Below are 15,583 nucleotides of genomic sequence, written 5' to 3' on the forward strand. Positions count from 1 at the left end.
GAATCAATCGGAGAGAGACCAAGACAGGAGGACGGATGATCAGCAGCAGTTACAACCTGACCCATCTGAAAGCACTCGAGGCTGAGAGCATCCACATCATCCGCGAGGTCGCCGCCGAGTTCGAGCGGCCGGTGATGCTCTACTCAATCGGCAAGGACTCCGCCGTCATGCTGCGGCTGGCGCAGAAGGCGTTCCACCCCGGACGGCTGCCCTTCCCGCTGCTGCACGTCGATACGACCTGGAAGTTCCAGGCGATGACCGAGTTCCGCGATCGGCACTGCCGCGAACAGGGCCTCGACCTGAAGGTTTGGATCAACCCGGAGGGGCTGGCCCAGAACGTGAACCCGTTCGACCACGGCTCGAAAAAGCACACCGACATTATGAAGACGGAGGCGCTGAAGCAAGCGTTGAACCACTACCAGTTCGACGCGGCGTTCGGCGGTGCCCGTCGCGACGAGGAGAAGAGCCGGGCCAAGGAGCGCGTTTACAGCTTCCGCGACCGCCTGCACCAGTGGGACCCGAAGGACCAGCGGCCGGAACTCTGGAACCTGTACAACTGCAAGGTGAACAAGGGCGAGAGCATCCGCGCCTTCCCGCTGAGCAACTGGACCGAGCTGGACGTCTGGCAATACATCCACCTGGACAACATCCCCATCGTGCCACTCTACTTCGCTGACATCCGCCCGGTCGTCGAGCGCGACGGCACGCTCATCATGGTGGACGACGAGCGGATGCGGTTGCAGCCCGGCGAGAAACCGATGATGAAACGGGTGCGGTTCCGCACGCTGGGCTGCTACCCGCTCACAGGGGCGATCGAGAGCAACGCGACGACGCTGCCGGAGATCATTGAGGAAATGCTGCTGGCGACGAACTCCGAGCGGCAGGGCCGGGTGATCGACCACGATGAGACGGGGTCGATGGAGCAGAAGAAGCGCGAGGGGTACTTCTGAAATGCAAGCCGTTGACCTGAGTCAGGAAGACATCCACACCTACCTTGCCCGCCACCAGAAAAAGGAACTCCTGCGCTTCCTCACCTGCGGCAGCGTCGACGACGGCAAGAGCACGCTCATCGGCCGGCTGCTGCACGACACCAAGATGATCTACGAGGACCAGCTCGCCGCCGTGAAACGCGACAGCGAGAAGGTCGGGACCACCGGCGCCGGCGAGATCGACCTCGCCCTGCTGACCGACGGCCTGAAGGCCGAGCGCGAGCAGGGGATCACCATCGACGTCGCGTATCGTTACTTCTCGACCGACCGCCGCAAATTCATCATCGCCGACACGCCGGGCCACGAGCAGTACACGCGCAACATGGCCACCGGCGCCTCGACGTGTCAACTGGCGATCATCCTCATCGACGCCCGCTACGGCGTCATGACCCAGACCCGCCGGCACTCGTTCATCGTGTCGCTCCTGGGCATCCGCCACGTGGTCGTGGCCATCAACAAGATGGATCTCGTCGACTACTCCCGCGACGTCTTCGAGCGGATCAAGAACGACTACACCGGCTTCGTCGCCAAGCTCGAGCTGCGCGACATCACCTTCATCCCGATGTCGGCGCTGAAGGGCGACAACGTCGTGTCCAAGAGCGATGCGATGCCGTGGTATTCCGGCCCGCCGCTGCTGGACCACCTGGAGACGGTGCACATCGCCAGCGACCGCAACCTGACCGACTTGCGTTTCCCAGTGCAGTACGTCATCCGCCCCAATCTCGACTTCCGCGGCTTCGCCGGCACAATTGCGTCCGGCGTCCTGCGCAAGGGCGACGAGGTGATCGTGCTGCCGTCGCACAAGCGCAGCAAAGTGAAGTCGATCGTGACGTACGACGGCGAGTTGGAAGAAGCGTTCGCACCCCAGGCGGTGACCGTGACGCTGACCGACGAGGTGGACGTCAGTCGCGGCGACATGCTGGTGCTGCCGGACAACCTGCCGCACGTCACCAGCGAGATCGAGGCGATGGTGGTGTGGATGGCCGATCAGCCGTTCGTGCCCGGCCGGCCGTATACGCTAAAGCAAACCACGCAACAGGTGACGGCGGAGGTCGCGTCCTTCCGTTACGGCGTCGACGTCAACACCCTGGAGCACCGAGCCATCGCACGGCTGGGGCTGAACGAGGTCGGGCACGTGCAACTCAGCCTGACGCAGCCGTTGGCCTGCGACCCGTACCGCACCAACGCCGCGACCGGGGCGTTCATTCTCATCGACCGGTTGACGAACAACACGGTCGGAGCAGGAATGATCCTGGAGACCGGCAGCGGCCGGATTCCGGGCGACGCGTGGGGGGCGGAGCCGGCGGTGCGTCTCAAGCAGCGCGAGAGCCTGATCGCGCCGGCCGAGCGCGAGCAGCGCTACGGGCAAGTGCCGGTGACCGTGCTGCTGGTGGGGTTGACGGGGAGCGGCAAGAGCCGGATCGCTTACGGGCTGGAACGCCGCTTGTGGGACGAGGGGCGGGCCGTGACGGTGTTGTACGGCCAGAGTATGCGACAGGGTCTGAATCGCGACTTGGGATTCACCGCGGACGACCGCTCGGAGAACCTACGGCGATCGGCCGAGGTGGCGAAATTGATGAACGACGCGGGGGTGATCACCATCGCGGCGTTCGTCGCACCACACGAGGCGGTGCGCGAGAAGGTGAGGCAGTTAATCGGCCGGGACCGCGTGCTGGAGGTGTACTGCACAGCGCCGATGGAGGTGCTGCGGGCGCGCGACCAGAGCGGCGCGTACCGGTTGGCGGACGCGGGCAAGATCACCCAGATGCCGGGGGTGACCGCGGCGTTCGAGGAGCCGAAAACGCCCGACCTCGTGCTCCAGACCGACCAGATCAGCGTCGACGAGAGCGTCAGCCTCATCGTCGAGTTGATGAAGTCGAGAGGCTATATGCTCTAAGCACACGGAGCTGGTCTTTCTCTCTCTGTTGAATCATATGCAATTGCCGGAGGGGGCCACGGGTTAACGACACCCCTGGCCCCCTCCGGCGATTGCAACACCGCGGTCACCGATCAGAAAATCAAAAAAAAACCGAGACCAACGAATTAACCTTCGTAGTGGCTCGTGGGAGCCCTCCTCACCCATGATCAAGACTAGGGACCATTAGGCCCTGACATGTCGGCTTGGTGATCGAAGATGGTCGAGAAACCTGCTCCGAGCAACGGGCCACTTGGAGGCGTCGTACAGCACGGCGAGGGGGCATTCCGTGATTCCGGTGAAGTGGCTGATGGCCTTTCGGGGCAACAAGACACCGTTCGGACTGTTTCTGCGTTCCCGTGCAGAAATTGAGGGTGTCGCCCTTCGAGCGTTGATCGGCCACCGGCGGTTTCAACCCTTTTCGCTCGCGAGCAGAGATTCAAGCCGGTCGAGGTTCTGCTCGTTGGCGGTTGCACTCAGTGGGCGGAACTTCGCAGCGACCTCGGGGCTCTCAAACTCCTGATCCCAGGCCAAGTGGGTTTGGTCACCGCGTGCGGTCAGTGTCACCGTGAGCCTGTACCACGGCTTGACAACGTGCTCGATCACGATCCTCGTATCGGGCTGAATCTCCCGGAAGACACTCTCGTTGGGGTAGTGGGCACCGTTCGGGCCGTGCATCACAAAGACCCACCGTCCACCGGGCTTGAACTCGAACTGCTCGAACGTATTCGTGAAGCCGCTCGGTCCCCACCACTGCGCGAGGCGGTCCGGCTGCTCGAACGCGGCGAACACGTTTCGGGACAGACTGGAGAGCACTCGTTCGGTGCTAATTACAGAGTTCGGGTGATTCGCTTGAGACATCGGCAAGTTCCTCCAGGAGTCTCTCCGCAAAGGGCCTTCGCCGCCTGCACGAACCCCTTGCAGATTCCAAATCATGTTAGATTCACAATTTACAAGCAACAAGATCTGTAGCTCACTGCACTTGACTCGTCCCAGTGTCGGCCGATTTCTTCCGAATCACAACATGCGCGGCGTTTGGCGTTCCCACATGCTCGACACATTCATAACCGAGGTTGATCAGGTCCAGGCCATCGAAAAGCCGCTCCCCTGAACCAAGTAGGACCGGCGAGACGGCCAAGTGCAATTCGTCGATCAGCGTCTCGCGGAGGAACTGCTGAATCGTAGCCACGCCGCCGCCGAGCCGAACATCCTTTTCGCCCGCCGCCTCCCGCGCGCGCCGCAGCGCTTCGTGAACGCCCCCGGTGACGAAATGAAACACGGTACCACCTTGCATTTGGATGGATGCCCGCGGGTGGTGGGTGAGGACGAAGACCGGGCAATGATACGGCGGATTGTCGCCCCACCATCCCTTCCATGACTCGTCGGGCCAGGGGCCGCGAATGGGGCCGAACATATTGCGGCCCATAATCCACGCACCGATATTTTGGAATCCCCGCGCTGCGAAGTCGTCGTCAACCCCCGTTGATCCTTCGTCTTTGCCGAACAACCTTTGCTGAAACGTTCGGGTTCCGAAAACCCAGCAATGCAGGGATCGCCCGCCGATTCCGAGTGGGTTGTCGAGACTCTGATTCAGCCCCGCTCCGAAGCCATCAAGCGAAATCGTAAAGCTCTCGACTCGCAGTTGAGACATAGCGTGCTCCTTGAAAAATTGACACGTACACTTATTTTAATTAGATTTCGTTGATCGGATCAGCAGTGATGCAATACCCCTCATGCAAGGCGTGGGGGATGCTCCGTTCGTTCATGCTGCTTCAGCGACCTCCGCTCGGCAATCAGGCGGTTGACCGCTTCATTCGCAGGCCGGATCTCGAATGGCTCCATCCCCACTCCCGGGTGTATCGAGATCAACGTGATCGCGTGATTCCGGTCGCGGGCTTCCAGCAGCAGAACGCCGCCGAGCGTATCGTTGGTCTCCCCACACGGACCAACGGTGGCTTCGCTCTCGCGATCCTTCCGCCTCTGTGACTGCCTTTCCGGACTTGCTCGTCCCTCCCTGTTACCAAGCGCTCGTCCATGAGTCGAATGGGCCAAGTCGTAATCGACACCACGGGCCGATTTTTTTCAATAAGTTCGTGGACGCGAACGCACCAGCGGGGCGAGTTGTCAGGACGAGGTCGACCTTCATGCTCCAAGCCAGGTTCGTATCTGAACGGCCGTCACCTTCGGCCCGGGAACGCGTACGATTCGGGGGGCAGCCGTGTGACCCGAGATTGTGGATCGTCACGGGCGAGTTCAACGACTACGAAGGCACCGCATCCGAGGCGATGAGGGCCAAGAACGCGCGACTCAAGGCACGCGCTTTGCCTCACTCGATTGGGGAACACCCGGAACCCAACCGTGGCCAGAGCGAGAGAATCATCCTTTTTGATTCTCGGCTTGAGCCCCAGGGCCGGAAACGCCGATGAAAACGGAGAGAACGGTCGTGCCTACGGTGACGGATCCACCGAATTGGCGGAATGACATGCAGGGGCAGTTGCCCTGGTAAAGCTTACAAGATTCCCTCCTTTTGTCCCCGTCGATCCGACGGTACGAGGCGCGGACAAGGGCGGAATCCCCCGATCGTGGAACGGTTGGGGGTTCGATTTCGGGGCTTCGACCCCTGCCAAAAAGGAGACAGCCGTGCGGTCTCTACGGACATTGACGGTCGCGGCCGGCCTGCTGGGAATGACCCCATTCGTGGCTCTGGGCCAAACGAAGACGACGCCGGAACAGTTGCTCAATTTCAAGCCCAGCCTCAAGGGCGTGGAATATGAAGCCGTGACTGACCCGGCGGCGATCAAAGCCTGTAAGGTCGAGACAGTCACCGACGCAAACAAGAAGCAAATCGGCTGGGCCCTTCGCGACGGCCAAGGGAAGTTGCTTCGCAGATTCCTCGACTCTGACGGCAACCGCGCCCTCGACCAGTGGAGCTACTATCAGGACGGCTTCGAGGTCTACCGCGAGACCGACCTGAACAACGATCGGAGCCTCGATGAGTGCCGCTGGTTAAATTCGGCGGGCACCCGAATCGCGACGGTGAAAAGTATTCCGGGCGATGTCAAAGAGTGGAAAATCCAGATTAACGGCTGGAAGCGCCTTTCCGCGGAGGAAGCCTCCAAGGTCTTCGTCCAGGCGCTGGTCTCCTCGGACCTGAACCTGATGGAGACCGTGCTGGCGACCCCCGAGGAGCTGGCGGCACTGGGCATCCCCACCGGGACGATCAAGCAGGTCAAGGAAAGCGCCGCCAACCGCGTGGCCGAGGTCAAGACGATCCTCCAGAACCTCAAGGGATGGAACAGCCAGACCACCTGGAGCCGGCTGGACGGGATGATGCCCCACCTGATCCCGGCCGACCCTTCCACGTCGCTCAAGCAGGACCTGATCCTGTATGAGAACGCGGTCATCTTCCCCGCGTCGACGGGCGGAGCGGCCAACGCCGCGAACATGGCGTTCCTCCAGGTCCCCGAAATGATCAAGCTCGGCGACGTCTGGAAGTTCGTCGAGCTGCCTCGGGCCGTCGATCCGACCAAGCCGCTGGTCGCGAGCGAAGGGGGGATTCGTTCGTCGCTCTTCCAAGAGCAGGGGAACACCCCGGGGGTCCAGGACCCCGAAGTGGAAGCCGCGATGAAGGCCCTCGCCACCTATGACGAGGCCAACGCCAGCGCCGAGTCGAAGACTGCCTTGGCCCAGTTCCACCGTGGCCGCATCCCCTTGCTTCAGGCGGTCGTGAAGGTCGCGAAGTCGCCGGACGACCAACTGATCTACAACAAACAGATCGTCGATAGCCTCGCCGCAGCCTATCAGACCGGTCTGTTCGCCCCCGGCCTGAGCTCCCTCGACAAACTGATCGAGAGCGAGAAGGGGAGCAAGCTCAGCAACTACGCGTCGTTCCGCAAGATCTTCGCCGAGTTCGCCGCCAAGAACGATGAGGGCGGCAACGTGATGGCCAACCAGAAGAAGTGGATGGCCGAGCTCAAGAACTTCGTGGACAAGAACCCCAAGGCCGAAGAGGCACCCGACGCCCTCCTGCAACTCGCCAGCGCCCACGAATACAACGCCGAGGAGGACGAGGCGAAGACCTTCTACACCGCCCTGACTCGCGGTTTTGCCGACACCGACCAGGGCCGGAAAGCGGCCGGTGCCTTGAAGCGGCTCGACCTCGTGGGCAAGCCGCTCGACATCAAGGGCCAGAGCTTGAACAAAGAGACAATCGATACTTCGAAGTCTCGCGGGAAGGCGCTGCTCGTCACCTTCTGGGCCACCTGGGCCGATCCGGTCAAGAAGGACCTGCCCGAGCTCGTGAAGCTCTACCAGAAGTACCACGACCAGGGCCTCGACATCGTCGGCGTCTGCCTCGACGAGAAGAGCGAAGACCTCGAAGAGTTCCTCAAGGCGAATCCGCTGCCTTGGCCGCAGATTTACGAGCCGGGTGGACTCGAGAAGAACCCGCTCGCCAGCAGCTACGGCATCATCGCCTTGCCGACGATGATCCTCGTCGACAGTTCGGGCAAGGTCGTCAACCGGAGCCTCCGCTCGGCCGCCGAGCTTGAGAAGCAACTCGAGAAAGTCCTTGCCTCCAAGGACGGCGTCGCTCTCGGAGCGAAGTGACTCGATCGCGACCACCTTGGTCGTTCCCTGATCTGAGTTGAGGCCGAGCTCTCGCGTTCAGGCGAGCGCTCGGCCTCTCTCCATTGCCGCGCGAGGGTCCGCCGGATTATCTTTGAGTTCATTCGAAGCCGCATGAAGAGTCGATCCGCGCTGACGTCGTTCAAAAAAAAGATGCGGGTCCCCTTTGCCCTACATTGTGGAGACGTACGACCGATGGAGAGTCTGGCCTGCCTCAATGGCGAACTGATGCCGGTGGACGAGGCGCGGATCCCGATCTGGGACCGAGGATTTCTGTTCGGCGACGCCGTCTACGAGGTGATGCGAATTTACCAGGGGCGCTGCTGGCTCGAGGAAGCACACCTCGGCCGACTCCAGCGCAGCCTGGCCTCCATGGAGTTCCCCGCGGTCGACCTCACCGAGCTGGTGGACCGGACGAATCGCACGATCGATGCCAGCGGCGTTCTCGAAGGAACGGCTTACCTGCACATCACCCGAGGCGTGGCCCCCCGCGCACACGCCTTCCCCGATTCTTCCGTGCCGCCGACCGAGCTGATCGTCATTCGCAATTATGATGACGCACAACCCGCTCGCAACCGGGAGAGTGGAGTCGCCACGCTGAGCCACCCCGACCTGCGATGGAAGCGCTGTGACGTCAAGTCGACCAACCTGCTCGCGAACGTCATGGCGCACGAAGTCGCGCACCGAGCCGGTTGTTTCGAGGCGATCCTGGTCGGCCAAGACGGGCTCGTGACCGAAGCCACTCACAGCTCGGTGCTCTGGGTCCGGGACGGCCGGTTGGAAGGAACTCCCGAAGGCAACGGAATCCTGCCGGGGACGACCCGACAGTTCCTGATCAAGGCGGCCGGTGCCGCCGGGTTGCCGTTCGCCGACGCCCAACTGAGCCTCGACGACCTCAAGCAGGCCGATGAAGTGCTGCTCGTCGGCACGACCATCGAAGTGTTTCCGGTCATCCGGATCGACGACGCGCCGATTGGGGGGGGCCAACCCGGTTCCGTGACCCGGCGGCTCCAGACCATCTTCCGCGAAGCCGTCGAGCGCTGGCTTGCCCCTCAACCCGTTTGATCGGGTCGGTGTCGGCGGCGGCCCGTCCCCTCTAACCGATTCTGACCGAGCGCCTAGCCAGTGCCCGCGGGAGCCCGAATGTCCACGTCCGACGAGCCGCTCGACCCATTCGAAGCCCATTTTCATCGCGACCCGATCCCGAACGCGGGGATCCGGGTCATCGTTCTCTGCCAGGGGAACGCGGCCCGCTCCGATGAGGTGGCCGCTTCCCTGGAAACGCTCATCGTGGAACGGGGTCGAGCCGTCGAGAGCGTGATCGTTCCGGTCGCGGGACGAGGCTGGAACCGAGCCTTGGAAGAAGGCCTGCGCGGGACGAGCACGCCGCTCGTCCTAGTGACCACGGCGCGCGAGCGTTGGACGGCCGCCCATCTCGACCCTTTGCTCAAGTCGATCGAGGCCTGCGACCACGTGGTCGGCCGGCGTCAGACCTCCGCGCTGAACCGTCTGACCCGTTGGATTCGCCAGTTCCCGTGGAAGCCCGTGTTCGGTGTGCCGGTCCTCGACGTCCACTCGCCTTGCCGACTGCATCGCTTCGAGAAGCTCGACGCGATCCCGCTCCAGTCGGCATCGGAGTTCCTTGATATCGAAATCCTGGCCAAAGCGACCTTCTTCGGCCACTTGATCGATGAGGTCGACGTCCCTGCGCTCGACCGGCCGCCCCTTTCGAGCTTCGGACACGACCGGAGCGCGCTCTTCCGCCGACCCGTCTTCAAACGCGACTCAGGTCCAGCGGAAGATTCGCAACGCCAGGTAGAACGAGCCGACGGCCCAGACAGCGAGGATCGCCAGGGCAGGGGCCACGTCGAGCCAGCCCGCCCCTTCGAGGATCACCAACCGGAGGGCGCTGATGAGCTGGGTCAGGGGGAGCACCTTGATGAACGGCTGAGCCACGTCGGGGAACCGCTCCGAGGAGAAGAAGACCCCCGAGAAGAGCCACATCGGCAGCATGACGAGGTTCATCAGGCCACTGACGGTCTCGGTGCTCTGCGCCCGGCTACCGATCAGGAGGCCGATGCCCGCGAACGCCAAGGCGCCCATCACATCGACAACAATGACGAGCAAGAGACTCCCGTGGATCGGCATCTGAAAGGCGAGCGTCCCCAGGAGGAGGAGCACGCCCAGGTCGGGCAGGAGGAAGGTCAATCGCGCACCGATCAAGGCGAGCAAAAAGTTGCGCCTGGGCATGGGAGTCGCGACGAAACACTTCAAGAGCTTGGCCACCCGAAAGTTGACCAGCAGGAAGCCGATGCCCCAGAGCCCCCCTCCCATCGTGTTCAGGCCGATTAAGCCGGGGATCAGGAAGTCGATATACCGCGAGCCGGGTTCGGTGACCTTGATGTCCTCGGTCGCGAGCGGATCGACACGACCGTGGGCCGACTGAAGAATGTCGTCGACCGCTCCGCGGGCCGCGACCCCTTCGGGCCGCGTGGGATCATAGCGATAGATGACCTGCGACCCCTTGGGCTCGATCACGAGGGGCGTCTTGCCGGTCAACAGCCTGCGGTTCGCGGCGTCGGCCGAGCCGACTTTGAGCTGGAGGCCCGGACGACTCTCGCGACGCGCCTTGACGTCATAATCTCGGAGCGTCTTCTCGACCGCCGACGATCCGCTCGCCACCAGGTCGAGCTGGATGCTCTCCGGCGGGCGACTCCGGAAGGCCAGGCCCAGGCCGATCGCGAGGACCGTGGGGAACCCGTAGACCCAGAAGATCCGCGCGGGCTGGCGATAGAACTCGCGGATCCGGCTCAGATACAGTTCACGCAACGAGTGAGAGCGAGACATATTCGAATCTAGCCGTTCTTGAGGAAAAAAGGGCGTCGCGTCAGGTCCAACAGCCAGGTCGTCCAGAGCGTCAAGACCGGCCCCGTCGCTTCTTCTTTTTGGTCGAGCCGTTCTTGGGGGCGTCTTCGGCGTCGTTGTCGCGAAGGTGGCGGCCGGTGAGCGCCACGAAGACATCTTCGAGGCTCACCTGGCGAGTCGTGAGCCGGGCCAGGGGACGCCCGGCCTCCTCGAGTTGGTCGAGGAGCGCGGGAATCGCTCGATGCGGTTCGCCAACGGTCAGTGCGTAGCCGTCTCCATCGAGGCGCGTCGAGAGCACGGTCGGCAGGGCGCTGAAACTGGAGATGTCGAGCATCGGGGCGTCGCCGCCGAGGGCGAACTCGACCACATGCTCGCCGCCCAGCCGCGAGATCAGGTCAGCCGGGGAGCCGAGGGCGATCACTTTCCCGTGGTCGATAATCGCCACGCGATCGCAGAGCCGCTCGGCCTCATCCATGTAGTGGGTGGTCAAAACGGTGGTCCGCCCTCGATCGTGCAGACCGCGGATGACCTCCCAGAGCTGCCGCCTCGACTGTGGATCGAGGCCCGTCGTCGGCTCGTCGAGGAAGAGTAGCTCAGGGTCACCCACCAATGCGATCGCGACGGCCAGCCGTTGCTGCTGTCCCCCCGAAAGTTGCTCGACGAACGTGTTCGCCTTTCCTTCCAACGAGACCTGAGCGAGCACGTCGTCCGGCTCCAGGCCGTCATGGTAGAAGCTGCGGAACAGGCGGGTCATCTCCCGGACCGTTTGCTTGTCCGGGAATCGCGTTTCCTGCAAGGTGACGCCGATCCGCTCACGGATCTGCGTCTCGTTTTCCTCCCAGCGAAGGCCGAGAACCTCCACCTCTCCCGAGGTCGGTTGGTTCAAGCCTTCGAGAATCTCGACGGTCGTCGTCTTGCCCGCACCGTTCGGGCCGAGCAAGCCGAAGCACTCCCCGACGGGAACCTCGAGGTCGATTCCGTTGACCGCATCGACGGGTCCGTCGCGGCCGGGGTACTGTTTTCTGAGGTCTTTGACCCGGATTGCCCAGTCGCTCATGAACGCGCCGCACTCCGACGGATGAACCAACGAGTCCCCAGGAAAGGCCTCAAGGGACGCGATTATTGTACTCGGCGAACCGTCCCCCGCACACCCCCGAGCAGCCCGCTCTCGCCATCACGTCGAGCCTGGTTCAAGCCGAGGGGAGAGCATCACCGATACTCGATGGAGAGGGAGCGACCTTGCGAAGGGTGCGTTTGTACGTGCCGATCGCGGGAGGCAGGACGGCCCTCGAGGACGAGGTTGTGGCGAGTCGGTCCGAGCCGTCTACCACGATCGGGAAGGGGATCACGATGGATCAAGATCGGGCGAAGCCGTGGGAACAGAGTGGCCGGGTCGGTGACTTGCCTGCCGGGTTCACCCTGCCGAGCCGAGTCGCCGCCCTCAACGCCCTCGTGCCCGCCTTGCGGTCGCAATCGGGGCTGGTCCTCGTCTCGGGTGATGCCGGGGTGGGAAAGACCTGGCTCCGTGGCCGGATCCAGGCCGAGCTTCCGACCCATTGGCGAGAGATCAGCATCGACCCGTCGCCGGCCAACGACCCCGCCGAGTTCTATCGCCTGATCGGCTATGCCCTGGGTCTCCAGGAGGCCAGGGGACTTGCCGCGGCGCGGCTCGAGCTCACCGACTTCCTCAAAGAAAATGCGGCGGACGGAGTCTCCTGGGTCCTCACCGTTGAGGAAGCCCATGGCCTGTCCACCGAAGTCCTCGAGGAGATCCGCGTTCTCTCGAACCGGCTCGGAAGCTCCGACGGATTCGCGGGACTGATCCTGGTCGGACAAACCGCGCTCGCTCGTCGCCTTTCGTCCCGGACACTCTCCGGACTCGCGGGAAGGATTGCCGCCCGGACCCACCTCCGCTCCCTTGATATCGAGGAAACCCAGGCGCTCGTCGAGCGAATCGCTCCGAGCCTTGGGCGCCAGTCCGAGGCGCTCGAGTACCTTCATCGAGAGACCCGGGGCAATCCGAAGCGGATTCTCGATGCGGCGCGGTTCCAACGCTCGATCGCCTCCCCCCCCGAGCGAGCGTCACACCGATCGAGTCGTCGCCGAAGGCTGCGAGCGAGCTCCCACAGCCCGTCCCCCAAGAAGAAGCCCCCGTCGCCCTTGTCGAAACCAACGAGCCTGAATCGTGGGACGGTCCTGTACTCGGCCATGACAAGCCTCCGCTCCGGGTCGAGGACGGCCTGATCGAGGTCGGTTGGGAGCCTGAGTCCGAATCGGAAGACCTCACCGATGAAGAAGGGGACGACCGCGAGAGTCTGTCGGAACCGAATCGAAATGGCTCGCCGATGGGCGAGGAGGCGATCAACGATCGCTACACCGCGCTCCAGGCCTGGAATGAATGGGCACGGAACCAGGGACGTGCCACCACGGTTGAGCCCGCCCCCTTGGCCGATGGACCGGCCGTTCCCACCGAGGGACTCGACGAGGAACTGGCCGAGGCTCCCTCAGAGCTCGCGGCCGCGGCCCCGAGTGTCTGGGCGGACGGCCAGCAGAACTTCGCCCCGTACAGCCAGCTCTTTACCCGCCTGAAACAGCGCCGAGATTCCCATTAGAACCGGACCGCAAACCACTCACGATTGGGCGGATGGCCTGGTGACTGTCGGGATCGACCCCACGGTCCGCCCGCCGTGCGACTCGGCCAGCGGAGTGGCACCGGCGGGCGGCCGAGGGCGTTCTATGAGCCCAATGCCCCCCTGGGCCTCGATCGAGCGCGATGAACCACCGTTGCTTCGTCGCAACAAACAGCCTTAACCCCCTAAATCCCCTCAGCGAAATTTTCCACATCGCTGAGGGATCGAGTGATGAAACGACTCAGATCCGACCGAAAGGTTGATAGTGACCCGCGATCGTCACCTAAACCATGACGAGGGTCGCCGCCGTTCTGAAAAGCAGGTGCCGCCGAAAGTCGATCTGGTGCTCCCAGTAGCTCTTCTTTCCCGAGAAGGGTAACGACGGCGGTCGATTCTGTCCCTTGTGCCCTTCGGGTCGCCAGGGCCGGGCCTCCGAAAGGCGGCACCTGCTTTTTTTTCTCTGACGAGGCTTCCTCGCCTCATTCCAGGCCACAACGGCCCGCTCTGCCTGGCGAGGCGCATCTCGACTCGGTAGGCTAAGCCAAGCCGCTTTCATTTCGAGTGTACCGCCCCATTCGATCGAATCCTCCGGGATCTGCCGTCCGTGTCCACCTCTCTCATTTCTCCGGCCGACGGCCCACAACGGTTACTCGTCTCTCTGGCCACCTTCAACGAGGCGGGGAATCTCCGCCCGCTGGTCGAGGAGATCCGTCAGTTCGCCCCCCACGCGGCGATTCTGATCATCGACGACAACTCCCCCGACGGGACCGGGACGATTGCCGAGGAACTCAAGGCCGCCCTGGCCGAGGTCCAGATCATTCACCGGCCGACCAAGCTCGGATTAGGCTCGGCGATGCTCGACGCAATGAGGTTCGCCATCGAGCACGGCTACGACGCCTTGCTGACCCTCGACGCCGACGGCAGCCACCCTCCCGAGTGTATCCCGGCGATCCTTGCCGGCATGCGTGAGCACGACGTGATGATCGGGTCGCGCTACGTCGAAGGGGGAGGGGTGGAAGGGGAGTTCAACCTGAAGCGGAAATTCATGAGCACGGGCATCAATTGGTACGCCCGGCTCTTACTCGGCCTCAAAACGAAGGACAACAGCGGCGCCTACCGGTGCTACCGGGTCGCGAAGCTGAAGCAGATCGACCTGAACCGAATCCGGTCGCGGGGATACTCGTTCCAGGAGGAGATCCTCTTCTGGTGCCGGATCGTCGGTTGCCGGATGGGAGAGACGCCGATCCTGTTCAAGAACCGCCGCTCGGGGATCTCGAAGATCAATCGAGGCGAGGTGATCCAAGCGCTCAGGATCATTCTCCAACTCGGAATCGACCGGGCTCTGGGAAAGACCCGGATCGAACCAGCGGCACCAAGATCGGATTGAGTCCGTCTTAGGAAGTCGCGTCAGAGCCGCCCGGGCCGTATCAATGGCTGATACGGCCCCGAGTGACTGAAGAGCCAGGCAGGGGTGCGGGGGCTGGGGCGGGCTCGAAGACCACCCAAGGGTTCCATCCCGAAACGACATTCCCAATCAGCCCGGGTGATCGCACCGCACCTGGCCTCATGATTTCAGCCCCGAAGGGCGGTCAGAGCAAGTCCAGGGCAACACCCTGGGGACTCGATCAAGAGGATCGGTTGCTCTGATGGGTGACCGCAGCGATCCAAAAACCGCTGGGTGCCACGGGTTGGACTCAACCCGTGAGCGATCGCCTGGATTTTGGCTCACGGGTTGTGTCCAACCCGTGGCACCCAGGGCTTGCACATCATTCAATCTCAAGGAAGACAGGGGACACCTGATTAGACGGCGTCATACTCACGGACGGTCACATAAACCTCTTGGCAAGTTTCGGCGATTTTGTCTCCCAGCCCTTGGTGCTTGGTTTCAAGCTGGCTGGAGTACATGCCGAGGACTTTGCAGAGGAACGCGCCGTGGCACGAGTCGGTCTCGCTACCGAGCTGCTCCAACGACTCTTCGATCTGGTCAGCCAGGTAGAGCAAGAACTGGGCCTGTCCCTTGACGTCGGCCAGGGAACGGAACAGGTCGGGAGAAATGGCCCCCGTGGCAGTCGTCTTCGAGGAGGGATCGACCGATGACATCGACTCACGACCTCGCATGTAGGTGCTTTCTTCGGCCCGGTTGACAACCTCGTTCATACGCCGTCTCCGTTCTGACCCTCGAACGCGCCCAACGAGCTCGCTTGGTGGTCGTCGAAAGAATCGGCCGTAGGATGGTCGAAGGAGTTCACGGTGTTGTGGATGATGGTCTCGAGTTGACCGCACAACTCGCCGACCATTCGCATGTTTTCACATTCGACGGACAGGCTGGAAGCGTGCATCTCGATCAACTGCCGGATGAAGATCCGCGTCCCCGCCTCGGGCTCCTCCTGGAAACGCTCGACGTCGGCAACGGCCGCGCGAACGAGGTAGTCCATGAACTGGAGTTTGCCCCGAATCGTGGAGCAGAGCTTGGCGAGTTGAGCGTGTTCCGAGGTGTCTTGCGTTTCCGTCAGTTGTGACATCCTTATCATCTCTCCCCGACCTGTGCGGCCGGATGC

The 15,583-nt window shown here is 62.9% G+C and carries 15 protein-coding genes; 8 read left to right on the top strand and 7 right to left on the bottom strand.

Annotated features, from left to right (window positions below; genetic code table 11):
• Nucleotides 1-2 precede the first annotated feature (2 nt).
• Together cysD and cysN are read left to right on the top strand one after the other, a co-directional pair.
• Nucleotides 3-950, top strand: coding sequence for a sulfate adenylyltransferase subunit CysD (cysD, locus tag BUS42_RS37425; RefSeq protein WP_256386240.1), 948 nt, complete (start codon nt 3-5; stop codon nt 948-950).
• A gap of 1 nt (nt 951) precedes the next feature.
• Nucleotides 952-2,886: a sulfate adenylyltransferase subunit CysN gene (cysN, locus tag BUS42_RS37430; protein ID WP_074316294.1), complete on the top strand. Its 1,935-nt coding sequence runs from the start codon at nt 952-954 to the stop codon at nt 2,884-2,886.
• A gap of 429 nt (nt 2,887-3,315) precedes the next feature.
• Here cysN and BUS42_RS37435 read toward each other — a convergent pair whose 3' ends face one another.
• Together BUS42_RS37435 and BUS42_RS37440 are read right to left on the bottom strand one after the other, a co-directional pair.
• A complete protein-coding gene (locus BUS42_RS37435; RefSeq protein ID WP_074316296.1) occupies nt 3,316-3,765 on the bottom strand; it encodes an SRPBCC domain-containing protein in 450 nt (149 codons plus the stop codon).
• A gap of 112 nt (nt 3,766-3,877) precedes the next feature.
• Entirely contained in the window at nt 3,878-4,555 is a 678-nt protein-coding gene (locus BUS42_RS37440; protein ID WP_074316297.1) for a dihydrofolate reductase family protein, read from the bottom strand.
• Nucleotides 4,556-4,623: 68 nt separating this feature from the next.
• On the opposite strand from BUS42_RS37440, the gene BUS42_RS37445 reads away from it, so the two are divergent.
• The 3 genes from BUS42_RS37445 (at nt 4,624) to BUS42_RS37460 (ending at nt 8,595) form a co-directional block, all read left to right on the top strand.
• Nucleotides 4,624-4,890 (top strand): hypothetical protein, encoded by a 267-nt coding sequence (locus BUS42_RS37445; RefSeq protein WP_074316298.1) that lies wholly within the window; start codon nt 4,624-4,626, stop codon nt 4,888-4,890.
• Nucleotides 4,891-5,544: 654 nt separating this feature from the next.
• Entirely contained in the window at nt 5,545-7,512 is a 1,968-nt protein-coding gene (locus BUS42_RS37455; RefSeq protein ID WP_074316302.1) for a redoxin domain-containing protein, read from the top strand.
• 213 nt (nt 7,513-7,725) lie between these two features.
• Entirely contained in the window at nt 7,726-8,595 is an 870-nt protein-coding gene (locus BUS42_RS37460; RefSeq protein WP_074316306.1) for an aminotransferase class IV, read from the top strand.
• A 330-nt stretch (nt 8,596-8,925) separates the two neighbouring features.
• On the opposite strand, the gene BUS42_RS37465 is transcribed toward BUS42_RS37460, so the two are convergent.
• The 3 genes from BUS42_RS37465 to BUS42_RS37475 form a co-directional block, all read right to left on the bottom strand.
• Nucleotides 8,926-9,273, bottom strand: a complete 348-nt coding sequence (locus BUS42_RS37465; RefSeq protein WP_074316308.1) for a hypothetical protein — start codon at nt 9,271-9,273, stop codon at nt 8,926-8,928.
• A gap of 42 nt (nt 9,274-9,315) precedes the next feature.
• The gene (locus BUS42_RS37470; protein WP_074316310.1) at nt 9,316-10,377 is read right to left on the bottom strand and encodes an ABC transporter permease; all 1,062 of its coding nucleotides are present in this window, start codon (nt 10,375-10,377) and stop codon (nt 9,316-9,318) included.
• Nucleotides 10,378-10,447: 70 nt separating this feature from the next.
• Entirely contained in the window at nt 10,448-11,452 is a 1,005-nt protein-coding gene (locus BUS42_RS37475) for an ABC transporter ATP-binding protein (RefSeq protein WP_074316312.1), read from the bottom strand.
• A 191-nt stretch (nt 11,453-11,643) separates the two neighbouring features.
• On the opposite strand from BUS42_RS37475, the gene BUS42_RS37480 reads away from it, so the two are divergent.
• The 3 genes from BUS42_RS37480 to BUS42_RS37490 all read left to right on the top strand — a co-directional run bounded on the left by BUS42_RS37480 (nt 11,644) and on the right by BUS42_RS37490 (nt 14,412).
• The gene (locus BUS42_RS37480; protein WP_254054120.1) at nt 11,644-12,639 is read left to right on the top strand and encodes an ExeA family protein; all 996 of its coding nucleotides are present in this window, start codon (nt 11,644-11,646) and stop codon (nt 12,637-12,639) included.
• 101 nt (nt 12,640-12,740) lie between these two features.
• On the top strand, nt 12,741-13,007 hold the full coding sequence (locus BUS42_RS45790; protein WP_254054070.1) for a hypothetical protein: 267 nt from the start codon (nt 12,741-12,743) through the stop codon (nt 13,005-13,007).
• Nucleotides 13,008-13,629: 622 nt separating this feature from the next.
• Nucleotides 13,630-14,412 carry a polyprenol monophosphomannose synthase gene (locus BUS42_RS37490; RefSeq protein WP_074316316.1) on the top strand — a complete coding sequence of 261 codons (783 nt, stop codon included), beginning with the start codon at nt 13,630-13,632 and terminating at the stop codon, nt 14,410-14,412.
• Between the two features lie 413 nt (nt 14,413-14,825).
• Here BUS42_RS37490 and BUS42_RS37495 read toward each other — a convergent pair whose 3' ends face one another.
• Nucleotides 14,826-15,182: a hypothetical protein gene (locus BUS42_RS37495; protein WP_074316319.1), complete on the bottom strand. Its 357-nt coding sequence runs from the start codon at nt 15,180-15,182 to the stop codon at nt 14,826-14,828.
• The gene (locus tag BUS42_RS37500) at nt 15,179-15,547 is read right to left on the bottom strand and encodes a hypothetical protein (protein WP_074316328.1); all 369 of its coding nucleotides are present in this window, start codon (nt 15,545-15,547) and stop codon (nt 15,179-15,181) included. The genes BUS42_RS37495 and BUS42_RS37500 overlap by 4 nt, the downstream gene beginning before the upstream one ends.
• Nucleotides 15,548-15,583 lie beyond the last annotated feature (36 nt).

It is taken from the genome of Singulisphaera sp. GP187, assembly GCF_900129635.1.
In the GTDB taxonomy this organism is placed as follows: Bacteria; Planctomycetota; Planctomycetia; order Isosphaerales; family Isosphaeraceae; genus Singulisphaera.